We start from the raw sequence: 20,571 nt of genomic DNA, 5'->3' as shown, positions 1-20,571 counted from the left end.
TATTTATTCCTCCTTACAATACTATATTAGTATTTTAATTCTAATACTTCTGGTTTTTGAGCATGATTTTTGTGCTCTGGTCCTCTGTAAACTGTTAGCTTCTTAGCCATTTGTCTTCCAAGAACTCCTTTTGGAAGCATTCTTCTTACAGCTTCTTCAAATACGAATTCTGGTTTCTTAGCTAATGCTTCTCTGTAAGGGATCTCTTTTAATCCGCCTGGGTATAATGAGTGATGTCTTAACATTTTTTGATCTAATTTCTTTCCTGTTAAAACAATTTTCTCTGCATTTACAACTATTACGTGATCTCCAGTATCTACATTTGGAGTAAATTCTGGTTTATTTTTACCTCTTAATATAGAAGCTATTTGACTTGCAGCTCTACCTAAAGTCATTCCTTCAACGTCTACTACATACCATTTTCTTTGTATTTCACTTGGTTTAGCTAAGTATGATTTCATCTTACTACCTCCCTGATTTTTAACAATTATAATTCTATGGATAAAGATCCGGGGCTAATGGATCTTACACACAAATATTTATTATACGAACAAAATTCATTATAATACAATTTCCCGGGTGTGTCAATGATTTTTACTATTATTAATAATAAACTTCAATTAAACACAAACCTTGGGGTGAACATGTTTTGCCTGCTTTTTTTCGATCTCTACTTAATATTATTTTAGGTATATCTTCTGCTTTTATTTTTCCATTTCCTGCATCTATAAGCGTTCCTATCATAATTCTTGCCATATTATATAAAAATCCATCAGCAGCTATATATACTTTGATATAGTGTTCGTTCTTAACTATATCAACTTTACTAATAGTTCTTGTAGTCGTTTTAACTGAACTTCCAATATTCCTAAAAGCTTCAAAATCATGAGTTCCTATAAAAAATTTTGCAGCATCCTTCATTTTCTCTATATCTAAACTCTTTTTATAGTGATATGAAAAATTTCTACATATGGGCATTCTTACTTCTGTATTTAGTATTGTATAGCAATACATCTTCCCTTTTGAATCATATCTAGCATGAAAATCATCATGAACTTGTGAGGACTTAATTACAGATATATCTTCTGGTAATACATGATTTAATGCTTCTCTAAACTTTTCTACAGGAATATTACTACTAGTCTTAAAATTACACACATATCCTTTAGCATGGACTTTACTATCGGTTCTGCTACAACCAATCACTTCAACTTTTTCCCCAGTGATCTTAGAGATTGCATTCTCAACTGTTCCTTGAATGGTTTCTCCCTTAGGCTGTTTTTGCCAACCCATATAATTAGTTCCATCATATTCTAGTATTAACTTAATGTTTTTCATATATATATCCCTTTATTCTACTACATCTAAAATCTCATATATATAACTATTATAGTTAATGTAGACATAACAATCATTCCTACATAATCTCTCGAAGTTACTTTCAATATCTTCATTCTAGTTCGGCCTTCTCCACCTCTATAGCATCTAGCTTCCATTGCCATTGCTAACTCATCAGCTCTTCTAAAGGAGCTAATAAATAGCGGTACAAGTAGTGGTATAAGGCTTTTAGCTCTATTAACTATACTTCCACTTTCAAAATCTGCACCTCTTGCCTTTTGAGCCTTCATTATTTTATCAGTCTCATCCATTAAAGTAGGTATAAATCGTAGTGCTATAGTCATCATCATAGCAAGTTCATGAGCTGGTACACCAATTTTCTTAAATGGTCCTAGTAATTTTTCTATTCCATCAGTAAGTTCTATTGGTGATGTAGTTAATGTTAATAGAGATGTTCCTATAATAAGAAAAGTAAGTCTTAGTATCATAAATATAGCTGTTACTATACCTTCTTTATATATTTTAATAAATCCCCATTGCCATAATAATACGTTACCTCTAGTTAAAAACACATTAAATAGTGCCGTTATTATCATTAATATAAATATAGGCTTTAATCCCTTATATATATATCTAAATTGAATCTTAGATACAATTATAGCCATCATTGTAAATATAAAAATAACAATATATCCTGAGAACTCTTTTATTAAAAATAAGTCTATTATAAAGAGTAAGGAAAATAGTATTTTTACCCTAGCATCTAATTTATGGACAAATGACTCTCCAGGTATATATTGGCCTATGGTAATATCTTTAATCATATTTACTCCTCCATAACTTTATAAAAGAGCCTAGTTTTTTGCTAGTATCTTAAGTAACTCTTTTTTAGCTTGTTCTAATGTGAAAATATCATCAGGTAATTCAAATCCAACCCTTCTCAATTCTCGCATAAGATATGTTACCTGTGGAACTGCAAGACCTACATTTTCTAATGTATCTACTTCTTTGAATATTTCTTGTGGTGTACCATCTAATACACATTTTCCTTCATCCATTACCAATATACGGTCTGCAACCTTTGCCACATCCTCCATGCTATGAGATACAAGAATAATAGTCATGTTATAGGATTTATGAAGCTTATATAGCTCTCCTAGAATTTCATCTCTCCCCTTAGGATCTAATCCAGCTGTTGGTTCATCTAGTATTAAAACCCTTGGTTCCATAGCTACAACTCCAGCTATTGCTACTCTTCTTTTTTGTCCTCCACTTAGGTCAAATGGAGATTTATTTCTGTAAGTTTCATAGTCTAAACCTACCATGTCCATGGCTCTTTTAGTTCTTTCTAAAGCTTCCTCATCATTAAGCCCTAAATTCTTAGGTCCAAACATTATGTCCTTTTCTATTGTTTCCTCAAAAAGTTGATACTCTGCATATTGGAATACTAATCCAACTTTTTTTCTTATGTCCGTTAGCTTAACTCCACTAGCAGTAATATCTACACCATCAACAAATATTTTTCCTTGGTTAGGTTTTAATAACCCGTTCATGTGTTGTATCAAAGTAGATTTACCTGAGCCTGTATGTCCAATGAGGGCTACAAATTCACCATCATTTATATTCACATTAACATTACTAAGGGCAACCTTTTCAAAGGGAGTTTTAGCCATATATATATGAGTTAAATTTTCTATTTTAATTGACATAATTCTCTCACCATCTCATCTATAGTTAATATATCCGATTTTATATTAACACCTGATTTATTTAATTCATAAGCCAATTCTGTCATTTGTGGTACATCCAAACCTAAGTTTTTCATAATTTCTACATTTTGAAATACTTCTCTTGGCTTTCCTTCTACTATAACTTTTCCTGAGTCCATAACATATATCTTATCTGCTGCAACAGCTTCTTCCATAAAGTGTGTTATGTATACTATTGTAATCCCATTGTTTTTATTTAAATCCATTATCGTATTTATAACTTCTTTTCTTCCAGATGGATCAAGCATGGCTGTTGGCTCATCTAATACTATGCATTCAGGCATCATAGCTAATATACCAGCAATAGCTACACGTTGCTTTTGACCCCCAGATAGAAGATGTGGTCCATGTTTTTTATAATCATACATGTTTACTCTCTTAAGTGACTCGTCTACTCTTCTTCTTATCTCCTTAGGTTCTACGCCTAAATTTTCAGGTCCAAAAGCTACATCCTCTTCTACTATAGTTGCAACAATTTGGTTATCAGGGTTTTGAAAAACCATACCCGCTTTGCTTCTTACATTCCATATATTTTCTTCTTTGCTAGTATCATATCCAGACACACTAATTTTGCCCTCTGTTGGAATTAAGAGTGCATTTATATGTTTTGCAAAAGTAGATTTTCCTGATCCATTATGACCTAATACAACTACAAACTCACCCTTATTAATGGTAATATTAACACCATCTATAGCCAATTTTATATTACCTTCACTATCCGGAGGATAAGTGTATCTCAAGTTTTCACTAATAACTTCCGGTACTTTTTCACTGGATGAATTTAAATTATCTATTTTATTAATTTCATTAAGCTTTTCAATTTGATTATCTCTAGAATTTATATTAGTTTCCATCAATTATCCCTCCATTAGAGAGTTACTATCTAATACTCAATTTTATAACAAAACGGGGACTAAGTTAGCCTTACTTAATCCCCTTGAATTATTATACTAATTCTAATACAACAACCTCTGCTCCGTCGCCTCTTCTAGGTCCCATTTTCATTATTCTAGTGTATCCACCATTTCTCTCAGCGTACTTTGGAGCTACGTTATCAAATAAATTCTTAACAACATCCTCTTCTGTAACAAATGCAAGCACTTGTCTTCTAGCATGAAGATCTCCTCTTTTAGCTAAAGTTATCATTTTCTCAGCTAATCTTTTAGTTTCTTTTGCTCTAGCTTCAGTTGTTTCAATTCTACCGTGCTTTAAGAAACTAGTCGTAAGATTTCTAAGCATTGCCATTCTTTGATCAGTTGGACGTCCTAACTTACGTTGCTGTGCCATCTCTATACCTCCTTACTCCTCGCTAGGTTTGAATCCCAATCCTAAGCCTTCAAGTTTTTGCTCAACCTCTTCAAGAGATTTCTTTCCTAGGTTTCTTACCTTCATCATATCATCCATTGATTTTTCTGTTAACTCTTGAACAGTATTAATACCAGCTCTCTTTAAGCAATTAAAGCTTCTAACAGATAAATCTAGTTCTTCTATAGTCATTTCTAGAACTTTTTCTTTCTTATCTTCTTCTTTTTCTATCATTATTTCAACATTATCTGCATGATCAGTTAATGTCATAAATAATTTAAAGTGTTCAATAAGAATTTTAGCTGATAAACCAATAGCTTCATCAGGTCTAATAGTTCCATTTGTCCAAATTTCTATAGTTAATTTATCATAATCTGTGATCTGTCCTACTCTTGTATTCTCAACTGTAAAGTTAACTCTTTTAACTGGAGTATATATTGAATCAACAGGTATAGTTGATATTGGCTTATCATCAGTTTTGTTCTTATTTTGAGAAACATAACCTCTACCACTATTAATATTTATCTCCATAAATAACTTTCCACCATCATCTAGGGTAGCAATATGAAGATCCTTATTAACTACTTCAACATCTCCGTCCACTTTAATATCTGCTCCTGTAACTTCACCAGGACCTTCAGCATCAATATATATTGTTCTTGGGCCCTCACCAGACATCTTAAGTGCTAATTCCTTTATATTTAGAATTAACTCAGAAACATCTTCTTTAACTCCATGTATAGTTGAGAATTCGTGTAAAACACCATCAATTTTAATCGAATTAGCAGCAACTCCAGGTAGTGAAGAAAGAAGAATTCTTCTTAATGCATTACCTAAAGTTATTCCATAACCTCTTTCTAATGGTTCAACAACAAATTTGCCATATGTACCATTTTCAGCGGTTTCAACACATTCTATTTTTGGCTTTTCAATTTCTAACATTTATAACCCTCCTTTTAAATTTAGTGGTTTTTTTATATCGAGGGCAACTGATTACATTATTGACTATTTACTGTATAACTCAACGATTAATGTTTCGTTAACAGGAACGTCTATGTCTTCTCTTGCTGGTATTGAAGCAACCTTACCTTCAAATGATTCAATATTTCCTTCTAACCAAGTTGGTAGAGTTTTTGGATTTTCAGCAAAAACTTTGAATTTTTCAGAAGATCTGCTTTTTTCTCTAACTGATATAACATCTCCAGCTTTAACAGAGTAAGATGCGATATCTACTTTTTTACCATTTACTAAGAAATGTCCGTGGTTTACTAATTGTCTAGCTTCAACTCTTGAGCTTCCGTATCCTAATCTATAAACAACGTTATCTAATCTTAATTCTAGTAATTTTAGTAGGTTTTCACCTGTAATTCCTCTTTGCTTTTCAGCTTTCTCATAGTACTTTCTAAATTGTCCTTCTAGAACTCCATATATTCTCTTAGCTTTTTGCTTTTCTCTTAATTGAGTTCCATAGTTTGACATTTTCTTTCTGCTTTGACCATGTTGACCTGGTGCATAACCTCTTCTAGTAAAAGCGCACTTCTCAGTGAAGCATCTGTCACCTTTAAGGTTAAGCTTAAGGCCCTCTCTTCTACAAAGTCTGCATGTAGCGCCTGTGTATCTTGCCATTCATTACACCTCCTGTTAATTAAACTCTTCTTCTTTTTGGTGGTCTACATCCATTGTGTGGAATTGGAGTTACATCTTTGATTAAAGTAACTTCTAATCCTGCAGCTTGAAGTGATCTTATAGCCGCTTCTCTACCTGCTCCTGGACCTTTAACATAAACTTCTATGCTTTTTAAACCATGTTCCATCGCTGCTTTAGCTGCTGTTTCAGCTGCCATTTGAGCTGCAAATGGAGTACTTTTTCTTGAACCTCTAAATCCTAATCCACCAGCACTTGCCCATGACAATGCGTTTCCAGCTGCATCAGTAAGTGTAACGATGGAATTATTGAAAGTAGATTTTATGTGTGCAGCACCGTGCTCAACATTTTTTCTTTCTTTTTTTCTTCTACTTCTAACTTTCTTTTGAGCCATTATATTCCCTCCTTACTATTTCTTCTTACCTGCTATAGTCTTCTTAGGACCTTTTCTTGTTCTTGCATTAGTCTTAGTCTTTTGACCTCTAACTGTAAGACCTTTTCTATGTCTTATTCCTCTATAACATCCGATTTCTTTAAGTCTCTTTATATCTAAGGCAACTTTTCTTCTAAGATCACCTTCAACCATTATGTTCTTATTTACATAATCTCTTAATGTGTTTACTTCATCTTCAGTTAAATCCTTGATTCTTGTATCAGGATTCACTCCTGTAGCTTCAAGTATTTCATGAGATTTTGGTAGTCCTATACCAAATATATAAGTTAGACCTATCTCAACTCTTTTTTCTTTTGGTAGGTCAATACCTGCAATTCTTGCCATCTACAATCTACACCTCCTAAGTATCACTACTTATTTATTTTCATTAACCTTGTTTTTGTTTATGTTTAGGATTTTCACAGATAACCATTACTCTTCCTTTTCTTTTTATAACTTTACATTTTTCACATATAGGTTTAACTGATGGTCTTACCTTCATAGCTAACCCTCCTTATTACTTATCTCTCCAAGTTATTCTCCCACGAGTCAAATCATATGGAGAAAGTTCTACTGTAACCTTATCGCCTGGTAAAATTCTTATAAAGTTCATTCTTAACTTTCCAGAAATATGAGCAAGTATCTTGTGCCCACTCTCTAATTCAACTTGGAAAGTTGCATTAGGTAGAGTTTCTAAAACGACACCTTGCATTTCAATTATATCATCTTTTGACATAAGGGTAATCAAACCTCCTCTATTATATCTTCAACCTGCAAAAATTTTCTTATTTTAGAATTACTGATCTTTCCATCAGATAAGATAGCACTTCTAATATCTTCAGCCAAAATATTTGTAAAAGATAAATGTTTAATTTTCTTTTTCTTTGGCCTATCAATTTTTCTAAGGTCTCCATCTGAAATATAGACATACTCATCGTCTATTATACCAATAATGATAAAGTATTTTCCTTTATCTCTTCCTGATTTTGAATGTACTACCTTACCTAAAAGGCTGTCATCATCCACATTAGTCACCTCATTAGCTCAAAGTTAGTATTTCTACACCTTCATTAGTTATTGCTATAGTATTTTCATAATGGGCAGATAACTTTCCATCACTAGTCACTACAGTCCAACCATCTGGCTTAATTTTAACTTTGTAATTTCCCATGTTTATCATAGGTTCAATTGCAAGTACTACACCGTGTACTAACTTAGGACCTTTACCAGCAGTGCCGTAATTAGGAACTTGTGGGTCTTCATGCATAGAAGTTCCTATGCCGTGTCCAACAAAATCCCTAACCACAGAATATCCAAAACTCTCAGCATGCTTTTGAATAGCTGCTGAAATATCGGTAAGTCTGTTCCCCACTACTGCTTTTTCAATGCCCTTAAAGAAAGATTCTTTAGTGACATCTATTAGATGTTGTGCTTCCTTAGAAATATTTCCTACTGGAAAAGTTCGTGCAGCATCACCATGATAGCCATTAAGTATTGCTCCACAATCAACACTGATTATATCTCCTTCAACTAATACGGTGTCATTCGGGATACCATGTATTACTACATCATTTACTGATGCACATATTGATCCTGGGAATCCTCCATATCCTTTAAAAGAAGGTATAGCTCCTTGTGCTAATATAAACTCTTCAGCAAGTTTATCAATTTCTGCAGTGGTTATTCCTGGTTTTATTACCTTTTGAATCATTGCTAGGGTATCGGCAACAACCTTACCAGCACTCCTCATATATTCTAGTTCTGTATCACTCTTAATATTCATCACTATTTATCGCTCCTAAGATACCACAGATATTCTTAAAAACATCATTAATAGCTTGCGTTCCATCAACCTCTGCTAATAGATTTTTCTCTCTATAGTATTCTATTAACGGTTGTGTTTGTGCATCATATATTTCAAGTCTTTCACTTACTGTCGCTTCATTATCATCTGCTCTTTGTATTACAACGCTACCGCAAACGTCGCATTTTCCATCGTTTTTAGTAGGATTATATTTTACGTGATAACTAGCTCCACAAGTAGTACATACACGTCTTCCTGTCATTCTATCTATAATAAAACCCTTAGGAACTTCAATCAATAAGGCAGTGTCTAGTTTTAAACTCATTTCTTTAAGTAAAACTTCTAAAGCCTCTGCTTGATTTACAGTCCTTGGATAACCATCTAGTAAAAATCCATTTTTGCAGTCATCCTGCTTTAATCTATCTTTAATTAAATCGATAGTTAATTCATCTGGTACTAGATGACCTTTATCTATATATTTTTTAGCTTCAATCCCTAAAGGCGTTGCTTGAGAGATATTATATCTAAAAATATCTCCAGTAGATATGTGTGGTATAGAGTATTTATTACAGATTGACTTTGCCTGAGTTCCTTTTCCGGCTCCAGGAGGACCTAATAAAATAACTCTCACTAGTATCAACTCCAAATTAAAATTTTTATTTAAGGAACCCTTCATAATGTCTCATTACTAGCTGAGATTCTAATTGTTTCATAGTATCTAGAGATACACCAACTAAAATTAGTAAACTAGTTCCACCAAATGAAACTCCCTTAAAATTACTGAATATAGCTGCTAATATAGGCACTATAGCTATAATTCCAGCAAATGTTCCACCTAAAAGGGATATTCTTGTCAAAATCTTCTCTAAGTAAATTTCAGTTTTTTCACCTGGTCTTATACCTGGAATAAATCCTGACGATTTATTCATATTCTCTGCCATCTCATCTGGTTTGAAAGTAATTATAGTATAGAACCAAGCAAAGAATAGTACTAATAAAAAGTATGCTACTACATATTTCATAGTATCTTGCTGAAATATACTCCAAGAACTCTTATTAACAAATACCGCAAAGGAAGATTCAGGCCATATTTGTGCTATAACCGCTGGAAATTGCATTACTGACATACCAAAGATTATCGCCATAACTCCAGAAGAATTTAATCCTATTGGAATATGTGATGATTGACCTTTTATAACTTTTCTTCCTATTGCTTTACCGGCATATTGCACTGGAATTCTTCGTTCTGCTAAATTTATAACAATTACTGTAATTAATAAAGCTAAAGCTACTGCTACGAATATTACAACCTCTACCGGACTAACTTCTCCTGTTTTAAGAAGCCCTGCTATTTGATAAGCTGTTTGTGGTAGTGAAGATATTATATTTACAAATATAATAACAGAAACACCACTTCCAATTCCATATACTGAAATTTGTTCACCTATCCATACTAACAAGGCTGTACCTGTTGTCATTGTTAGTATTATTAGTAAAAGGCCCATTGAACCTTCTATCAATATAGCTCCTGAGCTTTTAATTAGGGCATATGCTGCATATGCTTGAATAACAGCAAATACTAAAGCTGCATATTTAGTATAGTTCTGTATTTTTTTTCTTCCTTCTTGACCTTCTTTAGAAAGTTGTTCTAAATAAGGAATTGCAATTGTAAGTAATTGAATTATAATCGATGCATTGATGTACGGAGTAACACCTAAAGCAAATATACTAAACTTACTAAAAGCCCCTCCTGCAATCATGTCATAGAAACTTAGAAGGGAACCAGAATTACTACTAACTAAAGTTGCAATCTTACTAGCATCCACTCCTGGTACTGGGATAAACACACCCATTCTAAAAATTACTACTATCATTAATGTAAATAGTATTCTTTTTCTTAGCTCAGGAACTTTCCAAGCGTTTCGTAGGGTTGATAACATCTATATCACCTCAACTTTTCCTCCTGCCGCTTCAATCTTCTCTGCTGCAGCTTTGGAAATCTTATTAGCTTTAACAGTTAATTTCTTTTCAATGTTACCATTTCCAAGAATCTTTATCCCATCGTTTACTCTCTTAGCCATTCCAGATTCACGAAGTAACTCTGGAGTAACTACAGTTCCATCCTCAAATATGTTTAGTCTATCTACGTTTATACAAGTATATTCTTTAGCAAATATATTTGTAAATCCTCTCTTAGGTAGTCTTCTATATAAAGGCATTTGACCTCCCTCAAATCCTGGTCTTACACCGCCACCAGATCTTGAGTTTTGTCCTTTTTGACCTTTTCCAGCAGTTTTACCCCAACCTGAACCAGTACCTCTACCGATTCTCTTAGGAGATTTTTTTGCACCTTCTGCAGGTCTTAACTCATGAAGTCTCATATTTACACCTCCTTAGTTTAAGCTTCTTCTACTTTTAGTAGGTAACTTACTTTATTAATCATACCTCTGATCTGAGGAGTCTCCTCGTGCTCAACAGTTTTACCTATTTTTCTTAATCCAAGAGCCTCTACAGTAGCAATATGATCTTTCTTTCTACCAATTAAACTCTTTACTAATGTTAATTTAACTTTAGCCAAGGTTTTCCCCTCCTATCCTAGAATTTCTTCAACAGTTTTGCCTCTAAGTTTTGCAACTTGCTCTGCTGTTCTTAATTTTGATAATCCATCTATAGTTGCGCTAACCATATTTCTTGGGTTATTTGAACCTAATGATTTAGCTCTAACGTCTTTTAATCCTGCAAGCTCAAGTACTGCTCTTGCTGGACCTCCAGCGATAACACCTGTTCCTTCTGAAGCTGGCATTATGTGAACTGTACCAGTTCCAAATTTACCATCTATAGTATGAGGAACTGTAGTTCCATCTAATTCAACTTTAACGATGTTCTTTTTAGCATCTTCGATACCTTTTCTAATTGCTTCTGGTATTTCGATAGATTTTCCCATTCCAACACCAACGTGTCCGTTCTCATCACCAACAACTACTAGTGCGCTGAATCTGAAGTTTCTACCACCTTTAACAACCTTAGCAACTCTGTTTATGTGTACAACTTTCTCTTTAAGATCAAGTGTGCTAGGATCTATTTTCATGTGTGTACCTCCTTTTTTTAGAATTTAAGTCCTGCTTCTCTTGCACCTTCTGCAAGCATTTGTACTCTTCCGTGGTATACATATCCACCTCTATCGAATACAACTTCAGTAATTCCTGTTTCTATTGCTTTTTTAGCTACTACTTCACCAACTAGTTTAGCAGCTTCCTTATTGCTACCAACTTTTAGAGAAAAGTCTTTATCTAAACTAGATGCAGCAACTAATGTTCTTCCAGCAACATCATCTATAATTTGAGCGTATATGTTCTTTTCACTTCTGAACACTGCAAGTCTTGGTCTTTCAGCTGTTCCATGAATTTTCTTACGTACTCTTAAATGACGTCTTTCTCTTGATAGCTTTCTATCAGCTTTATTGAACATGAAATTCTCTCCTTTCTAATAGCTATTATTTACCAGTCTTACCTTCCTTACGTCTGATAACTTCATCAGAGTACTTAATACCCTTTCCTTTGTAAGGCTCAGGTTTTCTCCAAGTTCTTATATCAGCTGCAACTTTACCAACTAATTCCTTGTCGATTCCTTTTACTACTATAGTATTAGCATCTGTTAATTCAAATGTAATTCCATCTACAGCAGCTATTTCAACTGGGTGTGAGAATCCTAGGTTTAAAGTTAATCCCTTACCTTTTGCTGTTGCTCTATATCCAACACCAACTAATTGTAATGTCTTAGCGAAACCATTAGTTACTCCAATTACCATATTATTTAATAATGCTCTAGTTAATCCGTGTAGAGCTCTATGTTCTTTTATATCGCTTGGTCTTGTAACGACCACTTGATTATCCTCTATAGCTATGTTTATATTCTTCACCATTGTTCTAGTTAATTCCCCTTTAGGTCCTTTAACTGTAACAACGTTGTCTGGCGTTACTGTAACAGATACACCAGCTGGTATAGCTATTGGAAGTCTTCCTACTCTTGACATAATCGCACCTCCTTGTTCATAAACTACCAGATGTAGCAGATAACTTCTCCGCCTAATCCTAATTTTCTAGCTTCTCTATCAGAAACTAATCCTTTAGAAGTTGATATTATTGCAACTCCTAATCCATTTAAAACTTTAGGGATATCATCCTTACCACTATAAACTCTTAGTCCTGGTTTAGATATTCTCTTAAGTCCTGTTATAACTCTCTCTTTATTTTGGCCATATTTCATGCTAAGTCTTAACATTGAAACAGTTCCATCTTGATATTCTTCTATATTTTTAATATATCCTTCTTGAAGCATAATATTTGCTATGCCTTTCTTTATTGTTGAAGAAGGAACTTCTACTATTTCATGTCTAACAATATTTGCATTTCTTACACGTGTTAGCAAATCTGCTATCGGATCAGTCATATTCATTAATTGTGCCTCCTTTCGCTATGATCTGTATATTACCAGCTTGCCTTTTTGCATCCAGGAATTTGTCCTTTATAAGCAAGTTCTCTGAAACATATACGGCAAATACCAAATTTTTTTAAGACAGAATGTGGTCTTCCACATAATCTGCATCTAGAGTATTCTCTAGTTGAATATTTTGGTTCTTTTTTCCACTTTTCTATTAAAGCTTTACGTGCCAAGTCATTCCCTCCTTTTATTGAGCAAATGGCATTCCAAGGAATCTTAATAATTCTCTTGCTTCCTCGTCTGTCTTTGCAGTAGTTACAAATATTATATCCATTCCTCTTACTTTATCAATTTTATCATATTCTATTTCAGGGAATATTAATTGTTCTTTTATTCCTAAAGCATAATTTCCTCTTCCATCAAATGACTTAGTAGGAACGCCTCTGAAGTCTCTAACTCTTGGTAATGCTATATTCATTAATTTGTCCGCAAATTGGAACATCTTATCTTTTCTTAATGTAACTTTACATCCAATTGCCATGTTATCTCTTATTTTAAAGTTGGCAACTGATTTCTTTGCTCTAGTTAATACAGCTTTTTGTCCAGTGATTAATTGCATATCACTTACAGCAGCATCTAAAACTTTAGAGTTATCTTTAGCTTCGCCAACTCCCATATTTATAACTATTTTTTCAAGTCTAGGTACTTGCATTATATTTTTGTATCCGAACTTATCCATCATAGCTGGTATTACTTCACTATTGTATTTCTCTTGTAGTCTTGTAACCATTTGTTAAACCTCCTTTCGCGAATTAAAATGTTTCTCCGCACTTTTTGCAAACTCTAACTTTTGTACCATCATCAAGTACTTTATTGCTTATTCTAGTTACGCTCTTACATTTATCGCAATATAGCATAACTTTTGAGCTGTTAATAGCTGCTTCAAAGTTAACTATTCCACCTTGCATATTTTGTCTGTTTGGTTTTTGATGTTTAGTTACTACGTTAACGCCAGCAACTACAACTTTTCCAGTCTTAGGATAAACAGCTAAAACTTCTCCAGTTTTACCTTTATCTTTTCCAGAGATAACCATAACAGTGTCTTTCTTTCTAACATGAACTTTCATCTTTGCTACCCCCTATCCTATAGTACTTCAGGTGCTAGTGACAATATTTTATTATATTCTTTATCTCTTAGCTCCCTAGCAACAGGTCCGAAGATACGAGTTCCTTTTGGATTCTTATCGTCTTTTATAATAACAGCTGCGTTCTCATCAAATCTGATATAAGTCCCGTCTGCTCTTCTCAAACCTTTAACTGATCTAACAATAACTGCTTTTACTACGTCACCTTTTTTAACAACTCCACCTGGTGTTGCACTTTTAACGCTAGCAACAATTACGTCTCCGATGTTTCCCCATTTTCTTTTGGAACCACCGAGTACTCTAATACACATTATTTCTTTAGCACCAGAGTTATCCGCTACTTTTAATAATGTTTGTTGTTGTATCATGTAAATACCCTCCCTTCAGTTAACTATTTAGCTCTTTCCATGATTTCAACAAGTCTCCATCTCTTATCCTTAGATAATGGTCTTGTTTCCATTATTAATACTCTATCGTTAACTTTTGCTTCATTATTTTCATCATGAGCCTTAAATTTAGTTGTTCTATTAACTGTTTTTCCATATAATGGATGTCTAACTTTAGTTTCAACAGCAACAACAATTGTCTTATCCATTTTGTCAGAAACTACTCTTCCGATTCTACTTTTTCTATTTCCTCTTTCCACAAGATGAACCTCCTTTCAGTATTACTGCTCACAAGCCCTTAATTCTTCTTCTCTAAGGATGGTTTTAATTTGGGCTATAGACTTCTTAACCTGTTTAATTCTCATTGGGTTTTCTAACTGTCCTGTAGCTAACTGAAATCTAAGGTTAAATAATTCTGATTTAAGATCAGATAGTTTTACATTTAAATCTTGAGGAGTACTTTGTCTCAACTCTTTCAATTCATTAGCCTTCATTGATTTCACCACCCATTTCCTCAAAATCTCTTCTAGTAACAAATTTGGTTGTTACTGGTAATTTGTGAGACGCAAGTCTCATAGCTTCTCTAGCAGCTTCTTCAGATACTCCAGATATTTCAAATAATACTCTACCTGGTTTAATTACTGCTACCCAGTACTCTGGTGAACCTTTACCAGATCCCATACGTGTTTCAGCTGGTTTTTCAGTTACTGGCTTATCAGGGAAGATTTTTATCCAAACCTTTCCTCCTCTTTTAACGTATCTATTTATAGCTATTCTGGCAGATTCGATTTGGTTGCTTGTAATCCAACCGCACTCTGTTGCTTGTAAAGCATAATCTCCATAAGCGATGAAGTTACCTCTTGTAGCTTTACCTCTCATTCTACCACGTTGTACCTTACGATGTTTAACTCTTTTAGGCATTAACATGTCAAATTCCTCCTTCCTTACACGTTATTATGAGTTACTTTCTTCCTTCTGAACTTTCTTAGTTGGAAGAACCTCACCTTTATACACCCAAACTTTTACACCAATTTTACCATAGATTGTATTAGCTTCTGTAAATCCATAGTCGATATCAGCTCTTAAAGTTTGTAGTGGGATTGTTCCCTCATGATACTGCTCTGTTCTTGCAATTTCAGCTCCGCCTAATCTTCCTGAACATGCAGTTTTAACTCCTTTAACACCTGTTCTCATAGCTCTTTGAATTGTTTGTTTCATAGCTCTTCTGAAAGATATTCTCTTTTCTAATTGAGCTGCTATGTTTTCAGCCATTAATTGTGCATTATTTTCTGGTGTTTTAACTTCTACTATGTTAATTAAAACAAATTTATCTCCAACAACTTCTTTTAATGCAACTTTAAGTTCTTCTATACTTTGACCGCCTTTTCCTATAACCATTCCAGGTTTTGCGGTATGTATATTTATTTTAACTCTTTTAGCTGCTCTTTCTATCTCAATTTTAGATATTCCAGCAGTGAATAATCTTTTCTTTATATATTCTCTGATAGCATTATCTTCAACTAAGTTATCTGCAAAATTTTTCTTGTCTGCATACCATTTAGCGTCCCAATCCTTGATAACACCAACTCTTAGGCCGTGTGGATGTACTTTTTGACCCACTCTATATCCCTCCTTCTTATGCTCTTTCTTTAACTACTATAGTTATATGGCTAGTTCTTTTTAAAATTCTGAATGCTCTACCTTGAGCGTGTGGTCTAAATCTCTTTAATGTTGGACCTGCACCTGTATGAGCCTCTGCAACATATAATCTATTTCTGTCTAAATTAAAATTGTTTTCTGCATTCGCAACAGCTGATTTTAATAATTTATTAACAACAACAGCTGCATCTTTTGGAGTATATTGTAATATAGCGAAAGCTTCATTTACATTCTTATCTCTTATAAGGTCAAGAACAATCCCAACTTTCATAGGAGACATTCTTACATATTTAGCTATAGCTTTAGCTTCCATTGGTAATTTCCTCCTTCCCGTACTATCTCATTCTACTTGATTTTTCCTTCGCGATATGACCTTTAAAAGTTCTAGTCAAAGCGAACTCTCCAAGTTTATGTCCTACCATATCTTCTTGGACATATACTGGAACATGTTTTCTTCCATCATGTACAGCAATTGTGTGTCCTATCATTTGAGGAAAAATTGTAGAGCTTCTTGACCAAGTCTTTATAACTTTCTTCTCGCCAGCTTTGTTCATTTCTTCTATTTTATTTAGAAGAGACTCTTTTACAAAAGGTCCTTTTTTAATTGATCTACTCACTATTAGTGGCCTCCCTTCATGTAAAGTAGTTATAATCAGAAGAGAATTTATTTCTCTTCTAACTATTTACTATTTCTTTTCTTAACAATAAATTTGTCAGAGTATTTCTTAGTTTTTCTAGTTTTGTATCCAAGAGCTGGTTTACCCCATGGAGTACGTGGACTAGCATGACCTACTGGAGATTTACCTTCTCCACCTCCGTGTGGGTGGTCATTAGGGTTCATTACAGATCCTCTTACTGTTGGTCTGATACCCATATGTCTCTTTCTTCCTGCTTTACCTATATTAACAATTTCGTGAGTTAAGTTTGAAACTGTTCCTATTGTAGCTCTACAGTTTACTCTTACATATCTAACTTCTCCGCTTGGTAGTCTTACTTGAGCATAAGCTCCTTCTTTAGCCATTAATTGAGCTGAAGAACCTGCTGATCTAACAAGTTGAGCACCTTTTCCTACTTGTAATTCAATGTTATGAATTATTGTACCTACTGGTATGTTAGTTATTGGAAGTGTATTTCCAACTTTAATGTCTGCATCTGATCCAGATACTACAACATCTCCAACCTTTAATCCAACTGGAGCTATTATGTATCTCTTTTCACCATCTGCATATACAACTAATGCGATGTAAGCTGATCTATTTGGATCGTACTCGATAGTTGCAACTTTAGCTGGTATACCATCTTTAGTTCTTTTAAAATCTATTAATCTATATTTTTGTTTCGCTCCACCACCGTGGTGACGAACAGTAATTTTACCTTGAGCATTTCTACCACCAGTTTTTTTCTTACTTACAAGAAGTGACTTTTCAGGTACATCTGTTGTTATTTCCTCAAATGAAGCCATAGTCATATTTCTTCTTGAAGGTGTGGTAGGGTTAAATTTTTTAACTGCCATTAGGTTTCCCTCCCTTTTCGCTTATCTGGCTCTAGCCAATAAATGCGTTATATTATTGCATTCCTTCAAAGAATTCAATTGTTTTGCTGTCAGCTGCTAATTTAATAACTGCTTTTTTGAAGTCAGCTCTTTTTCCAATGTGAACTCCAACTCTTTTAGTTTTACCTAAATTTCTTAAAGTTTTAACATCTTCAACTTTTACTCCGAAAACTTCTTCAACAGCTTTTTTTATTTGAACTTTGTTTGCGTGTATGTCAACGATGAAAGTGTATTTTCTATCTGCCATAGCAGCCATACTTTTTTCAGTTATAACAGGTTTTCTTATTATATCATAACTAGTCATTTTCATTATGCATACACCTCCTCAATTTTTGATACAGCATCTCTAGTAATCATTAAGTTTTCATACTTTAATATGTCGTAAACATTTATGTTGTTTACAGGCACTACAGCTACTCCAGGAATGTTTCTTGCTGATTTATAAACATTCTCATTAGACTCAGCTACAACTATTAATGTTTTTTTAGTTTCAAAAGCATTAAGAACTTTTACCATATCTTTAGTTTTTGGTGCATCGAAAGCCAAGCTTTCTAATACTATCATTTCATTATCTTGTACTTTTGAAGTTAAAGCTGATTTCATAGCTACTCTTCTCATACTCTTTGGAACGGAAACTCTGTAATCACGTGGTTTTGGTGCAAATACGATACCCCCGTGAATCCATTGTGGAGCTCTTATAGAACCTTGTCTTGCTCTTCCTGTTCCTTTTTGTCTCCAAGGCTTAATTCCTCCGCCTCTTACTTCAGCTCTTGTCTTAGCACTTTGAGTTCCTTGTCTTTTATTAGCTAATTGAGCTAACACAACTTGGTGCATTGCTTCAACACTAACTTCTACTCCGAAAATGCTATCATTTAATTGAATTTCTCCAACTTCTTTTTTCTCAGTGTTATACACTTTTACTGTAGGCATTCTGCATCCTCCTTTCCTTATGCTTTAACAGCGTTTCTTATTACTACTAAACCTTTGTTTGGTCCTGGTATTCCGCCTTTTATAAGAATAATATTCTTTTCAGGTATTACTCTTACTACTTCTAGATTTAACACTGTAGTATTAACATTTCCCATATGACCAGGCATTTTTTTATTCTTAAATGTTCTTGATGGGTCTGATGATGCTCCCATTGAACCTACTGCTCTATGGAATTTAGAACCGTGGCTCATTGGTCCTCTGTGGAAGTTCCATCTTTTTATAACGCCAGCGAATCCTTTTCCTTTAGATATTCCAGATACGTCAATTTTATCTCCTGCTGCGAAGATTTCTGCTTTTATTTCAGAACCTACTTCGTAAGCACTTGTATCCTCTAATCTAAATTCTTTTATGTGTCTTCTTACAACAACACCAGCTTTTGCGAATTCACCTTTCTTAGGTTTATTCACTAACTTTTCTCTTATATCTCCAAATCCAACTTTTATGGCTTCATATCCATCATTTTCTACTGTTTTCTTTTGGATGACTACACATGGACCAGCTTCTACAACTGTTACAGGTACTACTCTTCTATTTTCATCAAATATTTGAGTCATTCCTAATTTTTTACCCATTATAGCTTTTATCATTTAAATACACCTCCTACTTATTAGCGGACCACATAGTGATCATAATAGTTAGTAATAGTTTTTCTATTACCCGTACATCATAGTTCAATTTCATGTACTATGTACGATTATAATTTTATTTCGATATCTACACCTGCTGGTAAGTCTAATCTCATTAATGCATCAACAGTTTTTGGTGATGGACTTAATATATCGATTAGTCTTTTATGAGTTCTGATTTCGAACTGCTCTCTTGAATCTTTGTATTTGTGTGGAGCTCTTAGAACAGTTATTACATCTTTCTCAGTTGGTAGTGGTACTGGACCAGCTACTTTAGCTCCTGTGTTTTTAGCAGTCTCAACAATCTTCTCTGCTGATTGATCTAGTATTGTGTGATCAAACGCTTTTAATCTGATTCTGATTTTTTGTTTTGACATTTCATTCCCTCCTTTTCATCGCACGCTATTACTTCTTACGCGCAACAGCGGAAGTTCTGTAAACTGTTCCTGGCGTTTCTTATTTTAAGAAACACAACAGCACTACAGACCCCGTCGCCCAATTCATGATTGAGCATGCTCGGTTAAGAATTCCCCCGGAAGCCCGGCAACCTCTTACCTCATCGCTGTTACCATATTGCAACTTCTATAGTATACATTATTTTGTTAGCTTTGACAAGAGTTTTTATTCATTTTTTACTCTTGTAAATTTTTAATATCTTTAATTTTCTTTAATAAAAATATTATATATTTAATATGTAACTTTACTAACTATTTGTTATATAATTGCCTAAAATTCAGAATATATAAAGATATTAGTAAACTTTTTTATTTTTAATTAAATATACTATAGAAGTTATATTTATGTATAGTACATCATATAACATTTAAATTCAATAGGTAAAATAATGAAAAATCTATTATTATAGATTTTTCTCCATATTTATATATAATTTATATTTCATTATTGTATATATTGTGGGAGAAGTTATTTAGACATAAAAAAGAGAGATAGGCGTCCCCATCTCTCTTTTTACCTAGGTTTTATTGTGCACATTTCCTTTTCAGGATAATAAATAATTTATTATTTTAAATCTTAATTATTCGATTATAGAAGTTACAACTCCTGATCCTACTGTTCTTCCACCTTCTCTGATCGCGAATCTTAATCCTTCATCCATTGCGATTGGAGTGATTAACTCTACGTTCATATCTATGTGGTCTCCTGGCATTACCATTTCCATTCCATCTGGTAATTTGATTGATCCTGTTACGTCTGTTGTTCTGAAGTAGAACTGTGGTCTGTATCCATCAAAGAATGGTGTATGTCTTCCACCCTCTTCTTTTTTAAGTACGTATACTTGACCTACGAACTTCATATGTGGATGTACTGATCCACTTTTTGCCAATACTTGACCTCTTTGTATATCTGTTCTTTGTACTCCTCTTAATAGAGCTCCGATGTTATCTCCTGCTTGTGCTTCATCTAGAAGTTTTCTGAACATCTCTACTCCTGTACATACTACTTTTCTCTTCTCTTCTGT

General features: G+C 33.7%; 38 protein-coding genes. All 38 read right to left on the bottom strand.

The window, feature by feature from the left end; all coding sequences use genetic code 11:
• Positions 1-26 precede the first annotated feature (26 nt).
• Positions 27-461 carry a 50S ribosomal protein L13 gene (rplM, locus tag IO99_RS10995; RefSeq protein ID WP_035133357.1) on the bottom strand — a complete coding sequence of 145 codons (435 nt, stop codon included), beginning with the start codon at positions 459-461 and terminating at the stop codon, positions 27-29.
• A gap of 142 nt (positions 462-603) precedes the next feature.
• Complete coding sequence (gene truA, locus IO99_RS10990) at positions 604-1,338, bottom strand: tRNA pseudouridine(38-40) synthase TruA (protein ID WP_035133355.1); 735 nt, start codon at positions 1,336-1,338, stop codon at positions 604-606.
• Between the two features lie 26 nt (positions 1,339-1,364).
• Positions 1,365-2,162 carry an energy-coupling factor transporter transmembrane component T family protein gene (locus tag IO99_RS10985; protein ID WP_035133352.1) on the bottom strand — a complete coding sequence of 266 codons (798 nt, stop codon included), beginning with the start codon at positions 2,160-2,162 and terminating at the stop codon, positions 1,365-1,367.
• Positions 2,163-2,192: 30 nt separating this feature from the next.
• Positions 2,193-3,047: an energy-coupling factor transporter ATPase gene (locus IO99_RS10980; RefSeq protein WP_035133350.1), complete on the bottom strand. Its 855-nt coding sequence runs from the start codon at positions 3,045-3,047 to the stop codon at positions 2,193-2,195.
• Positions 3,032-3,961: an energy-coupling factor transporter ATPase gene (locus IO99_RS10975; protein WP_084178155.1), complete on the bottom strand. Its 930-nt coding sequence runs from the start codon at positions 3,959-3,961 to the stop codon at positions 3,032-3,034. The genes IO99_RS10980 and IO99_RS10975 overlap by 16 nt, the downstream gene beginning before the upstream one ends.
• Before the next feature lie 91 nt (positions 3,962-4,052).
• Positions 4,053-4,394 (bottom strand): 50S ribosomal protein L17, encoded by a 342-nt coding sequence (rplQ, locus tag IO99_RS10970; RefSeq protein WP_035133348.1) that lies wholly within the window; start codon positions 4,392-4,394, stop codon positions 4,053-4,055.
• Positions 4,395-4,406: 12 nt separating this feature from the next.
• Entirely contained in the window at positions 4,407-5,354 is a 948-nt protein-coding gene (locus IO99_RS10965; protein WP_035133346.1) for a DNA-directed RNA polymerase subunit alpha, read from the bottom strand.
• Between the two features lie 63 nt (positions 5,355-5,417).
• Complete coding sequence (rpsD, locus tag IO99_RS10960; RefSeq protein ID WP_035133344.1) at positions 5,418-6,038, bottom strand: 30S ribosomal protein S4; 621 nt, start codon at positions 6,036-6,038, stop codon at positions 5,418-5,420.
• 19 nt (positions 6,039-6,057) lie between these two features.
• Positions 6,058-6,450: a 30S ribosomal protein S11 gene (gene rpsK, locus IO99_RS10955; protein ID WP_035133342.1), complete on the bottom strand. Its 393-nt coding sequence runs from the start codon at positions 6,448-6,450 to the stop codon at positions 6,058-6,060.
• Positions 6,451-6,465: 15 nt separating this feature from the next.
• Entirely contained in the window at positions 6,466-6,834 is a 369-nt protein-coding gene (gene rpsM / locus IO99_RS10950; RefSeq protein WP_035133340.1) for a 30S ribosomal protein S13, read from the bottom strand.
• Positions 6,835-6,877: 43 nt separating this feature from the next.
• Complete coding sequence (rpmJ, locus tag IO99_RS10945; protein ID WP_003373491.1) at positions 6,878-6,991, bottom strand: 50S ribosomal protein L36; 114 nt, start codon at positions 6,989-6,991, stop codon at positions 6,878-6,880.
• 15 nt (positions 6,992-7,006) lie between these two features.
• Positions 7,007-7,225, bottom strand: coding sequence for a translation initiation factor IF-1 (gene infA, locus IO99_RS10940; RefSeq protein ID WP_035133338.1), 219 nt, complete (start codon positions 7,223-7,225; stop codon positions 7,007-7,009).
• 8 nt (positions 7,226-7,233) lie between these two features.
• Positions 7,234-7,515: a KOW domain-containing RNA-binding protein gene (locus IO99_RS10935; RefSeq protein ID WP_035133337.1), complete on the bottom strand. Its 282-nt coding sequence runs from the start codon at positions 7,513-7,515 to the stop codon at positions 7,234-7,236.
• Positions 7,516-7,528: 13 nt separating this feature from the next.
• Positions 7,529-8,275 (bottom strand): type I methionyl aminopeptidase, encoded by a 747-nt coding sequence (gene map, locus IO99_RS10930; RefSeq protein ID WP_035133335.1) that lies wholly within the window; start codon positions 8,273-8,275, stop codon positions 7,529-7,531.
• Complete coding sequence (locus IO99_RS10925) at positions 8,262-8,924, bottom strand: adenylate kinase (RefSeq protein ID WP_035133451.1); 663 nt, start codon at positions 8,922-8,924, stop codon at positions 8,262-8,264. Before IO99_RS10925 ends, map begins: the two co-directional genes overlap by 14 nt.
• A 25-nt stretch (positions 8,925-8,949) precedes the next feature.
• Positions 8,950-10,233: a preprotein translocase subunit SecY gene (gene secY / locus IO99_RS10920; RefSeq protein WP_035133333.1), complete on the bottom strand. Its 1,284-nt coding sequence runs from the start codon at positions 10,231-10,233 to the stop codon at positions 8,950-8,952.
• Entirely contained in the window at positions 10,234-10,674 is a 441-nt protein-coding gene (gene rplO, locus IO99_RS10915; RefSeq protein WP_035133331.1) for a 50S ribosomal protein L15, read from the bottom strand.
• 17 nt (positions 10,675-10,691) lie between these two features.
• Positions 10,692-10,871, bottom strand: coding sequence for a 50S ribosomal protein L30 (gene rpmD, locus IO99_RS10910; RefSeq protein ID WP_035133328.1), 180 nt, complete (start codon positions 10,869-10,871; stop codon positions 10,692-10,694).
• 12 nt (positions 10,872-10,883) lie between these two features.
• Positions 10,884-11,381, bottom strand: a complete 498-nt coding sequence (gene rpsE, locus IO99_RS10905; RefSeq protein WP_035133326.1) for a 30S ribosomal protein S5 — start codon at positions 11,379-11,381, stop codon at positions 10,884-10,886.
• 17 nt (positions 11,382-11,398) lie between these two features.
• A complete protein-coding gene (rplR, locus tag IO99_RS10900; protein WP_035133324.1) occupies positions 11,399-11,761 on the bottom strand; it encodes a 50S ribosomal protein L18 in 363 nt (120 codons plus the stop codon).
• Positions 11,762-11,786: 25 nt separating this feature from the next.
• A complete protein-coding gene (rplF, locus tag IO99_RS10895) occupies positions 11,787-12,326 on the bottom strand; it encodes a 50S ribosomal protein L6 (RefSeq protein ID WP_035133322.1) in 540 nt (179 codons plus the stop codon).
• Positions 12,327-12,349: 23 nt separating this feature from the next.
• A complete protein-coding gene (rpsH, locus tag IO99_RS10890; protein WP_035133320.1) occupies positions 12,350-12,748 on the bottom strand; it encodes a 30S ribosomal protein S8 in 399 nt (132 codons plus the stop codon).
• A 32-nt stretch (positions 12,749-12,780) separates the two neighbouring features.
• The gene (locus IO99_RS10885; protein ID WP_035133318.1) at positions 12,781-12,966 is read right to left on the bottom strand and encodes a type Z 30S ribosomal protein S14; all 186 of its coding nucleotides are present in this window, start codon (positions 12,964-12,966) and stop codon (positions 12,781-12,783) included.
• A gap of 14 nt (positions 12,967-12,980) precedes the next feature.
• Complete coding sequence (gene rplE / locus IO99_RS10880; RefSeq protein WP_035133316.1) at positions 12,981-13,523, bottom strand: 50S ribosomal protein L5; 543 nt, start codon at positions 13,521-13,523, stop codon at positions 12,981-12,983.
• 22 nt (positions 13,524-13,545) lie between these two features.
• On the bottom strand, positions 13,546-13,860 hold the full coding sequence (gene rplX / locus IO99_RS10875; RefSeq protein WP_035133314.1) for a 50S ribosomal protein L24: 315 nt from the start codon (positions 13,858-13,860) through the stop codon (positions 13,546-13,548).
• Between the two features lie 17 nt (positions 13,861-13,877).
• Positions 13,878-14,246, bottom strand: a complete 369-nt coding sequence (gene rplN / locus IO99_RS10870; RefSeq protein ID WP_035133311.1) for a 50S ribosomal protein L14 — start codon at positions 14,244-14,246, stop codon at positions 13,878-13,880.
• 23 nt (positions 14,247-14,269) lie between these two features.
• On the bottom strand, positions 14,270-14,524 hold the full coding sequence (rpsQ, locus tag IO99_RS10865; protein WP_035133308.1) for a 30S ribosomal protein S17: 255 nt from the start codon (positions 14,522-14,524) through the stop codon (positions 14,270-14,272).
• A 21-nt stretch (positions 14,525-14,545) separates the two neighbouring features.
• Positions 14,546-14,758: a 50S ribosomal protein L29 gene (gene rpmC, locus IO99_RS10860; RefSeq protein WP_035133305.1), complete on the bottom strand. Its 213-nt coding sequence runs from the start codon at positions 14,756-14,758 to the stop codon at positions 14,546-14,548.
• Positions 14,748-15,191: a 50S ribosomal protein L16 gene (rplP, locus tag IO99_RS10855; protein WP_035133300.1), complete on the bottom strand. Its 444-nt coding sequence runs from the start codon at positions 15,189-15,191 to the stop codon at positions 14,748-14,750. Before rplP ends, rpmC begins: the two co-directional genes overlap by 11 nt.
• Positions 15,192-15,218: 27 nt before the next feature.
• A complete protein-coding gene (gene rpsC / locus IO99_RS10850; protein WP_035133299.1) occupies positions 15,219-15,884 on the bottom strand; it encodes a 30S ribosomal protein S3 in 666 nt (221 codons plus the stop codon).
• Between the two features lie 16 nt (positions 15,885-15,900).
• Positions 15,901-16,236 carry a 50S ribosomal protein L22 gene (gene rplV, locus IO99_RS10845; protein ID WP_035133296.1) on the bottom strand — a complete coding sequence of 112 codons (336 nt, stop codon included), beginning with the start codon at positions 16,234-16,236 and terminating at the stop codon, positions 15,901-15,903.
• Positions 16,237-16,258: 22 nt separating this feature from the next.
• Entirely contained in the window at positions 16,259-16,540 is a 282-nt protein-coding gene (gene rpsS, locus IO99_RS10840; RefSeq protein WP_035133294.1) for a 30S ribosomal protein S19, read from the bottom strand.
• 62 nt (positions 16,541-16,602) lie between these two features.
• The gene (rplB, locus tag IO99_RS10835) at positions 16,603-17,436 is read right to left on the bottom strand and encodes a 50S ribosomal protein L2 (RefSeq protein ID WP_035133291.1); all 834 of its coding nucleotides are present in this window, start codon (positions 17,434-17,436) and stop codon (positions 16,603-16,605) included.
• Positions 17,437-17,488: 52 nt separating this feature from the next.
• The gene (rplW, locus tag IO99_RS10830; protein ID WP_035133289.1) at positions 17,489-17,785 is read right to left on the bottom strand and encodes a 50S ribosomal protein L23; all 297 of its coding nucleotides are present in this window, start codon (positions 17,783-17,785) and stop codon (positions 17,489-17,491) included.
• Positions 17,785-18,405, bottom strand: coding sequence for a 50S ribosomal protein L4 (gene rplD, locus IO99_RS10825; RefSeq protein ID WP_035133287.1), 621 nt, complete (start codon positions 18,403-18,405; stop codon positions 17,785-17,787). The genes rplW and rplD overlap by 1 nt, the downstream gene beginning before the upstream one ends.
• Before the next feature lie 17 nt (positions 18,406-18,422).
• On the bottom strand, positions 18,423-19,052 hold the full coding sequence (rplC, locus tag IO99_RS10820; RefSeq protein ID WP_035133285.1) for a 50S ribosomal protein L3: 630 nt from the start codon (positions 19,050-19,052) through the stop codon (positions 18,423-18,425).
• Positions 19,053-19,159: 107 nt separating this feature from the next.
• Positions 19,160-19,468, bottom strand: a complete 309-nt coding sequence (rpsJ, locus tag IO99_RS10815; protein ID WP_035133283.1) for a 30S ribosomal protein S10 — start codon at positions 19,466-19,468, stop codon at positions 19,160-19,162.
• 659 nt (positions 19,469-20,127) lie between these two features.
• The coding region (locus tag IO99_RS10810) for an EF-Tu C-terminal domain-related protein (protein WP_035133281.1) at positions 20,128-20,571 on the bottom strand (444 nt) is incomplete at its 5' end.

This window comes from Clostridium sulfidigenes (assembly GCF_000732635.1).
GTDB classification, from domain to species: Bacteria; Bacillota; Clostridia; order Clostridiales; family Clostridiaceae; genus Clostridium_J; species Clostridium_J sulfidigenes.
The sequence above is the reverse complement of the archived record's forward strand: the minus strand, read 5'-3'. Positions and strand labels throughout refer to the sequence as shown.

Excerpts from the sequence above, each read along its gene's own strand:
- rplN (WP_035133311.1), bottom strand. The coding sequence starts at position 14,246 with ATGATACAACAACAAACATTATTAAAAGTAGCGGATAACTCTGGTGCT.
- rplD (WP_035133287.1), bottom strand. The coding sequence starts at position 18,405 with ATGCCTACAGTAAAAGTGTATAACACTGAGAAAAAAGAAGTTGGAGAA.
- rplQ (WP_035133348.1), bottom strand. The coding sequence starts at position 4,394 with ATGGCACAGCAACGTAAGTTAGGACGTCCAACTGATCAAAGAATGGCA.
- rpsK (WP_035133342.1), bottom strand. The coding sequence starts at position 6,450 with ATGGCTCAAAAGAAAGTTAGAAGTAGAAGAAAAAAAGAAAGAAAAAAT.
- truA (WP_035133355.1), bottom strand. The coding sequence starts at position 1,338 with ATGAAAAACATTAAGTTAATACTAGAATATGATGGAACTAATTATATG.
- rplM (WP_035133357.1), bottom strand. The coding sequence starts at position 461 with ATGAAATCATACTTAGCTAAACCAAGTGAAATACAAAGAAAATGGTAT.
- rpsH (WP_035133320.1), bottom strand. The coding sequence starts at position 12,748 with ATGAATATGACTGATCCGATAGCAGATTTGCTAACACGTGTAAGAAAT.
- rpsJ (WP_035133283.1), bottom strand. The coding sequence starts at position 19,468 with ATGTCAAAACAAAAAATCAGAATCAGATTAAAAGCGTTTGATCACACA.
- rpmJ (WP_003373491.1), bottom strand. The coding sequence starts at position 6,991 with ATGAAGGTAAGACCATCAGTTAAACCTATATGTGAAAAATGTAAAGTT.
- rplP (WP_035133300.1), bottom strand. The coding sequence starts at position 15,191 with ATGTTAATGCCTAAAAGAGTTAAACATCGTAAGGTACAACGTGGTAGA.
- rplE (WP_035133316.1), bottom strand. The coding sequence starts at position 13,523 with ATGGTTACAAGACTACAAGAGAAATACAATAGTGAAGTAATACCAGCT.
- rplC (WP_035133285.1), bottom strand. The coding sequence starts at position 19,052 with ATGATAAAAGCTATAATGGGTAAAAAATTAGGAATGACTCAAATATTT.
- rplX (WP_035133314.1), bottom strand. The coding sequence starts at position 13,860 with ATGAAAGTTCATGTTAGAAAGAAAGACACTGTTATGGTTATCTCTGGA.
- rplR (WP_035133324.1), bottom strand. The coding sequence starts at position 11,761 with ATGTTCAATAAAGCTGATAGAAAGCTATCAAGAGAAAGACGTCATTTA.
- rplO (WP_035133331.1), bottom strand. The coding sequence starts at position 10,674 with ATGAGACTTCATGAGTTAAGACCTGCAGAAGGTGCAAAAAAATCTCCT.
- rplW (WP_035133289.1), bottom strand. The coding sequence starts at position 17,785 with ATGAAAATGACTAGTTATGATATAATAAGAAAACCTGTTATAACTGAA.
- rpsE (WP_035133326.1), bottom strand. The coding sequence starts at position 11,381 with ATGAAAATAGATCCTAGCACACTTGATCTTAAAGAGAAAGTTGTACAC.
- IO99_RS10975 (WP_084178155.1), bottom strand. The coding sequence starts at position 3,961 with ATGGAAACTAATATAAATTCTAGAGATAATCAAATTGAAAAGCTTAAT.
- IO99_RS10985 (WP_035133352.1), bottom strand. The coding sequence starts at position 2,162 with ATGATTAAAGATATTACCATAGGCCAATATATACCTGGAGAGTCATTT.
- rplV (WP_035133296.1), bottom strand. The coding sequence starts at position 16,236 with ATGGAAGCTAAAGCTATAGCTAAATATGTAAGAATGTCTCCTATGAAA.
- rplF (WP_035133322.1), bottom strand. The coding sequence starts at position 12,326 with ATGTCAAGAGTAGGAAGACTTCCAATAGCTATACCAGCTGGTGTATCT.
- IO99_RS10980 (WP_035133350.1), bottom strand. The coding sequence starts at position 3,047 with ATGTCAATTAAAATAGAAAATTTAACTCATATATATATGGCTAAAACT.
- rplB (WP_035133291.1), bottom strand. The coding sequence starts at position 17,436 with ATGGCAGTTAAAAAATTTAACCCTACCACACCTTCAAGAAGAAATATG.
- infA (WP_035133338.1), bottom strand. The coding sequence starts at position 7,225 with ATGTCAAAAGATGATATAATTGAAATGCAAGGTGTCGTTTTAGAAACT.
- IO99_RS10965 (WP_035133346.1), bottom strand. The coding sequence starts at position 5,354 with ATGTTAGAAATTGAAAAGCCAAAAATAGAATGTGTTGAAACCGCTGAA.
- rpmC (WP_035133305.1), bottom strand. The coding sequence starts at position 14,758 with ATGAAGGCTAATGAATTGAAAGAGTTGAGACAAAGTACTCCTCAAGAT.
- secY (WP_035133333.1), bottom strand. The coding sequence starts at position 10,233 with ATGTTATCAACCCTACGAAACGCTTGGAAAGTTCCTGAGCTAAGAAAA.
- rpsM (WP_035133340.1), bottom strand. The coding sequence starts at position 6,834 with ATGGCAAGAATTGCAGGTATTGACCTACCAAAAGAAAAAAGAGTTGAG.
- rpsD (WP_035133344.1), bottom strand. The coding sequence starts at position 6,038 with ATGGCAAGATACACAGGCGCTACATGCAGACTTTGTAGAAGAGAGGGC.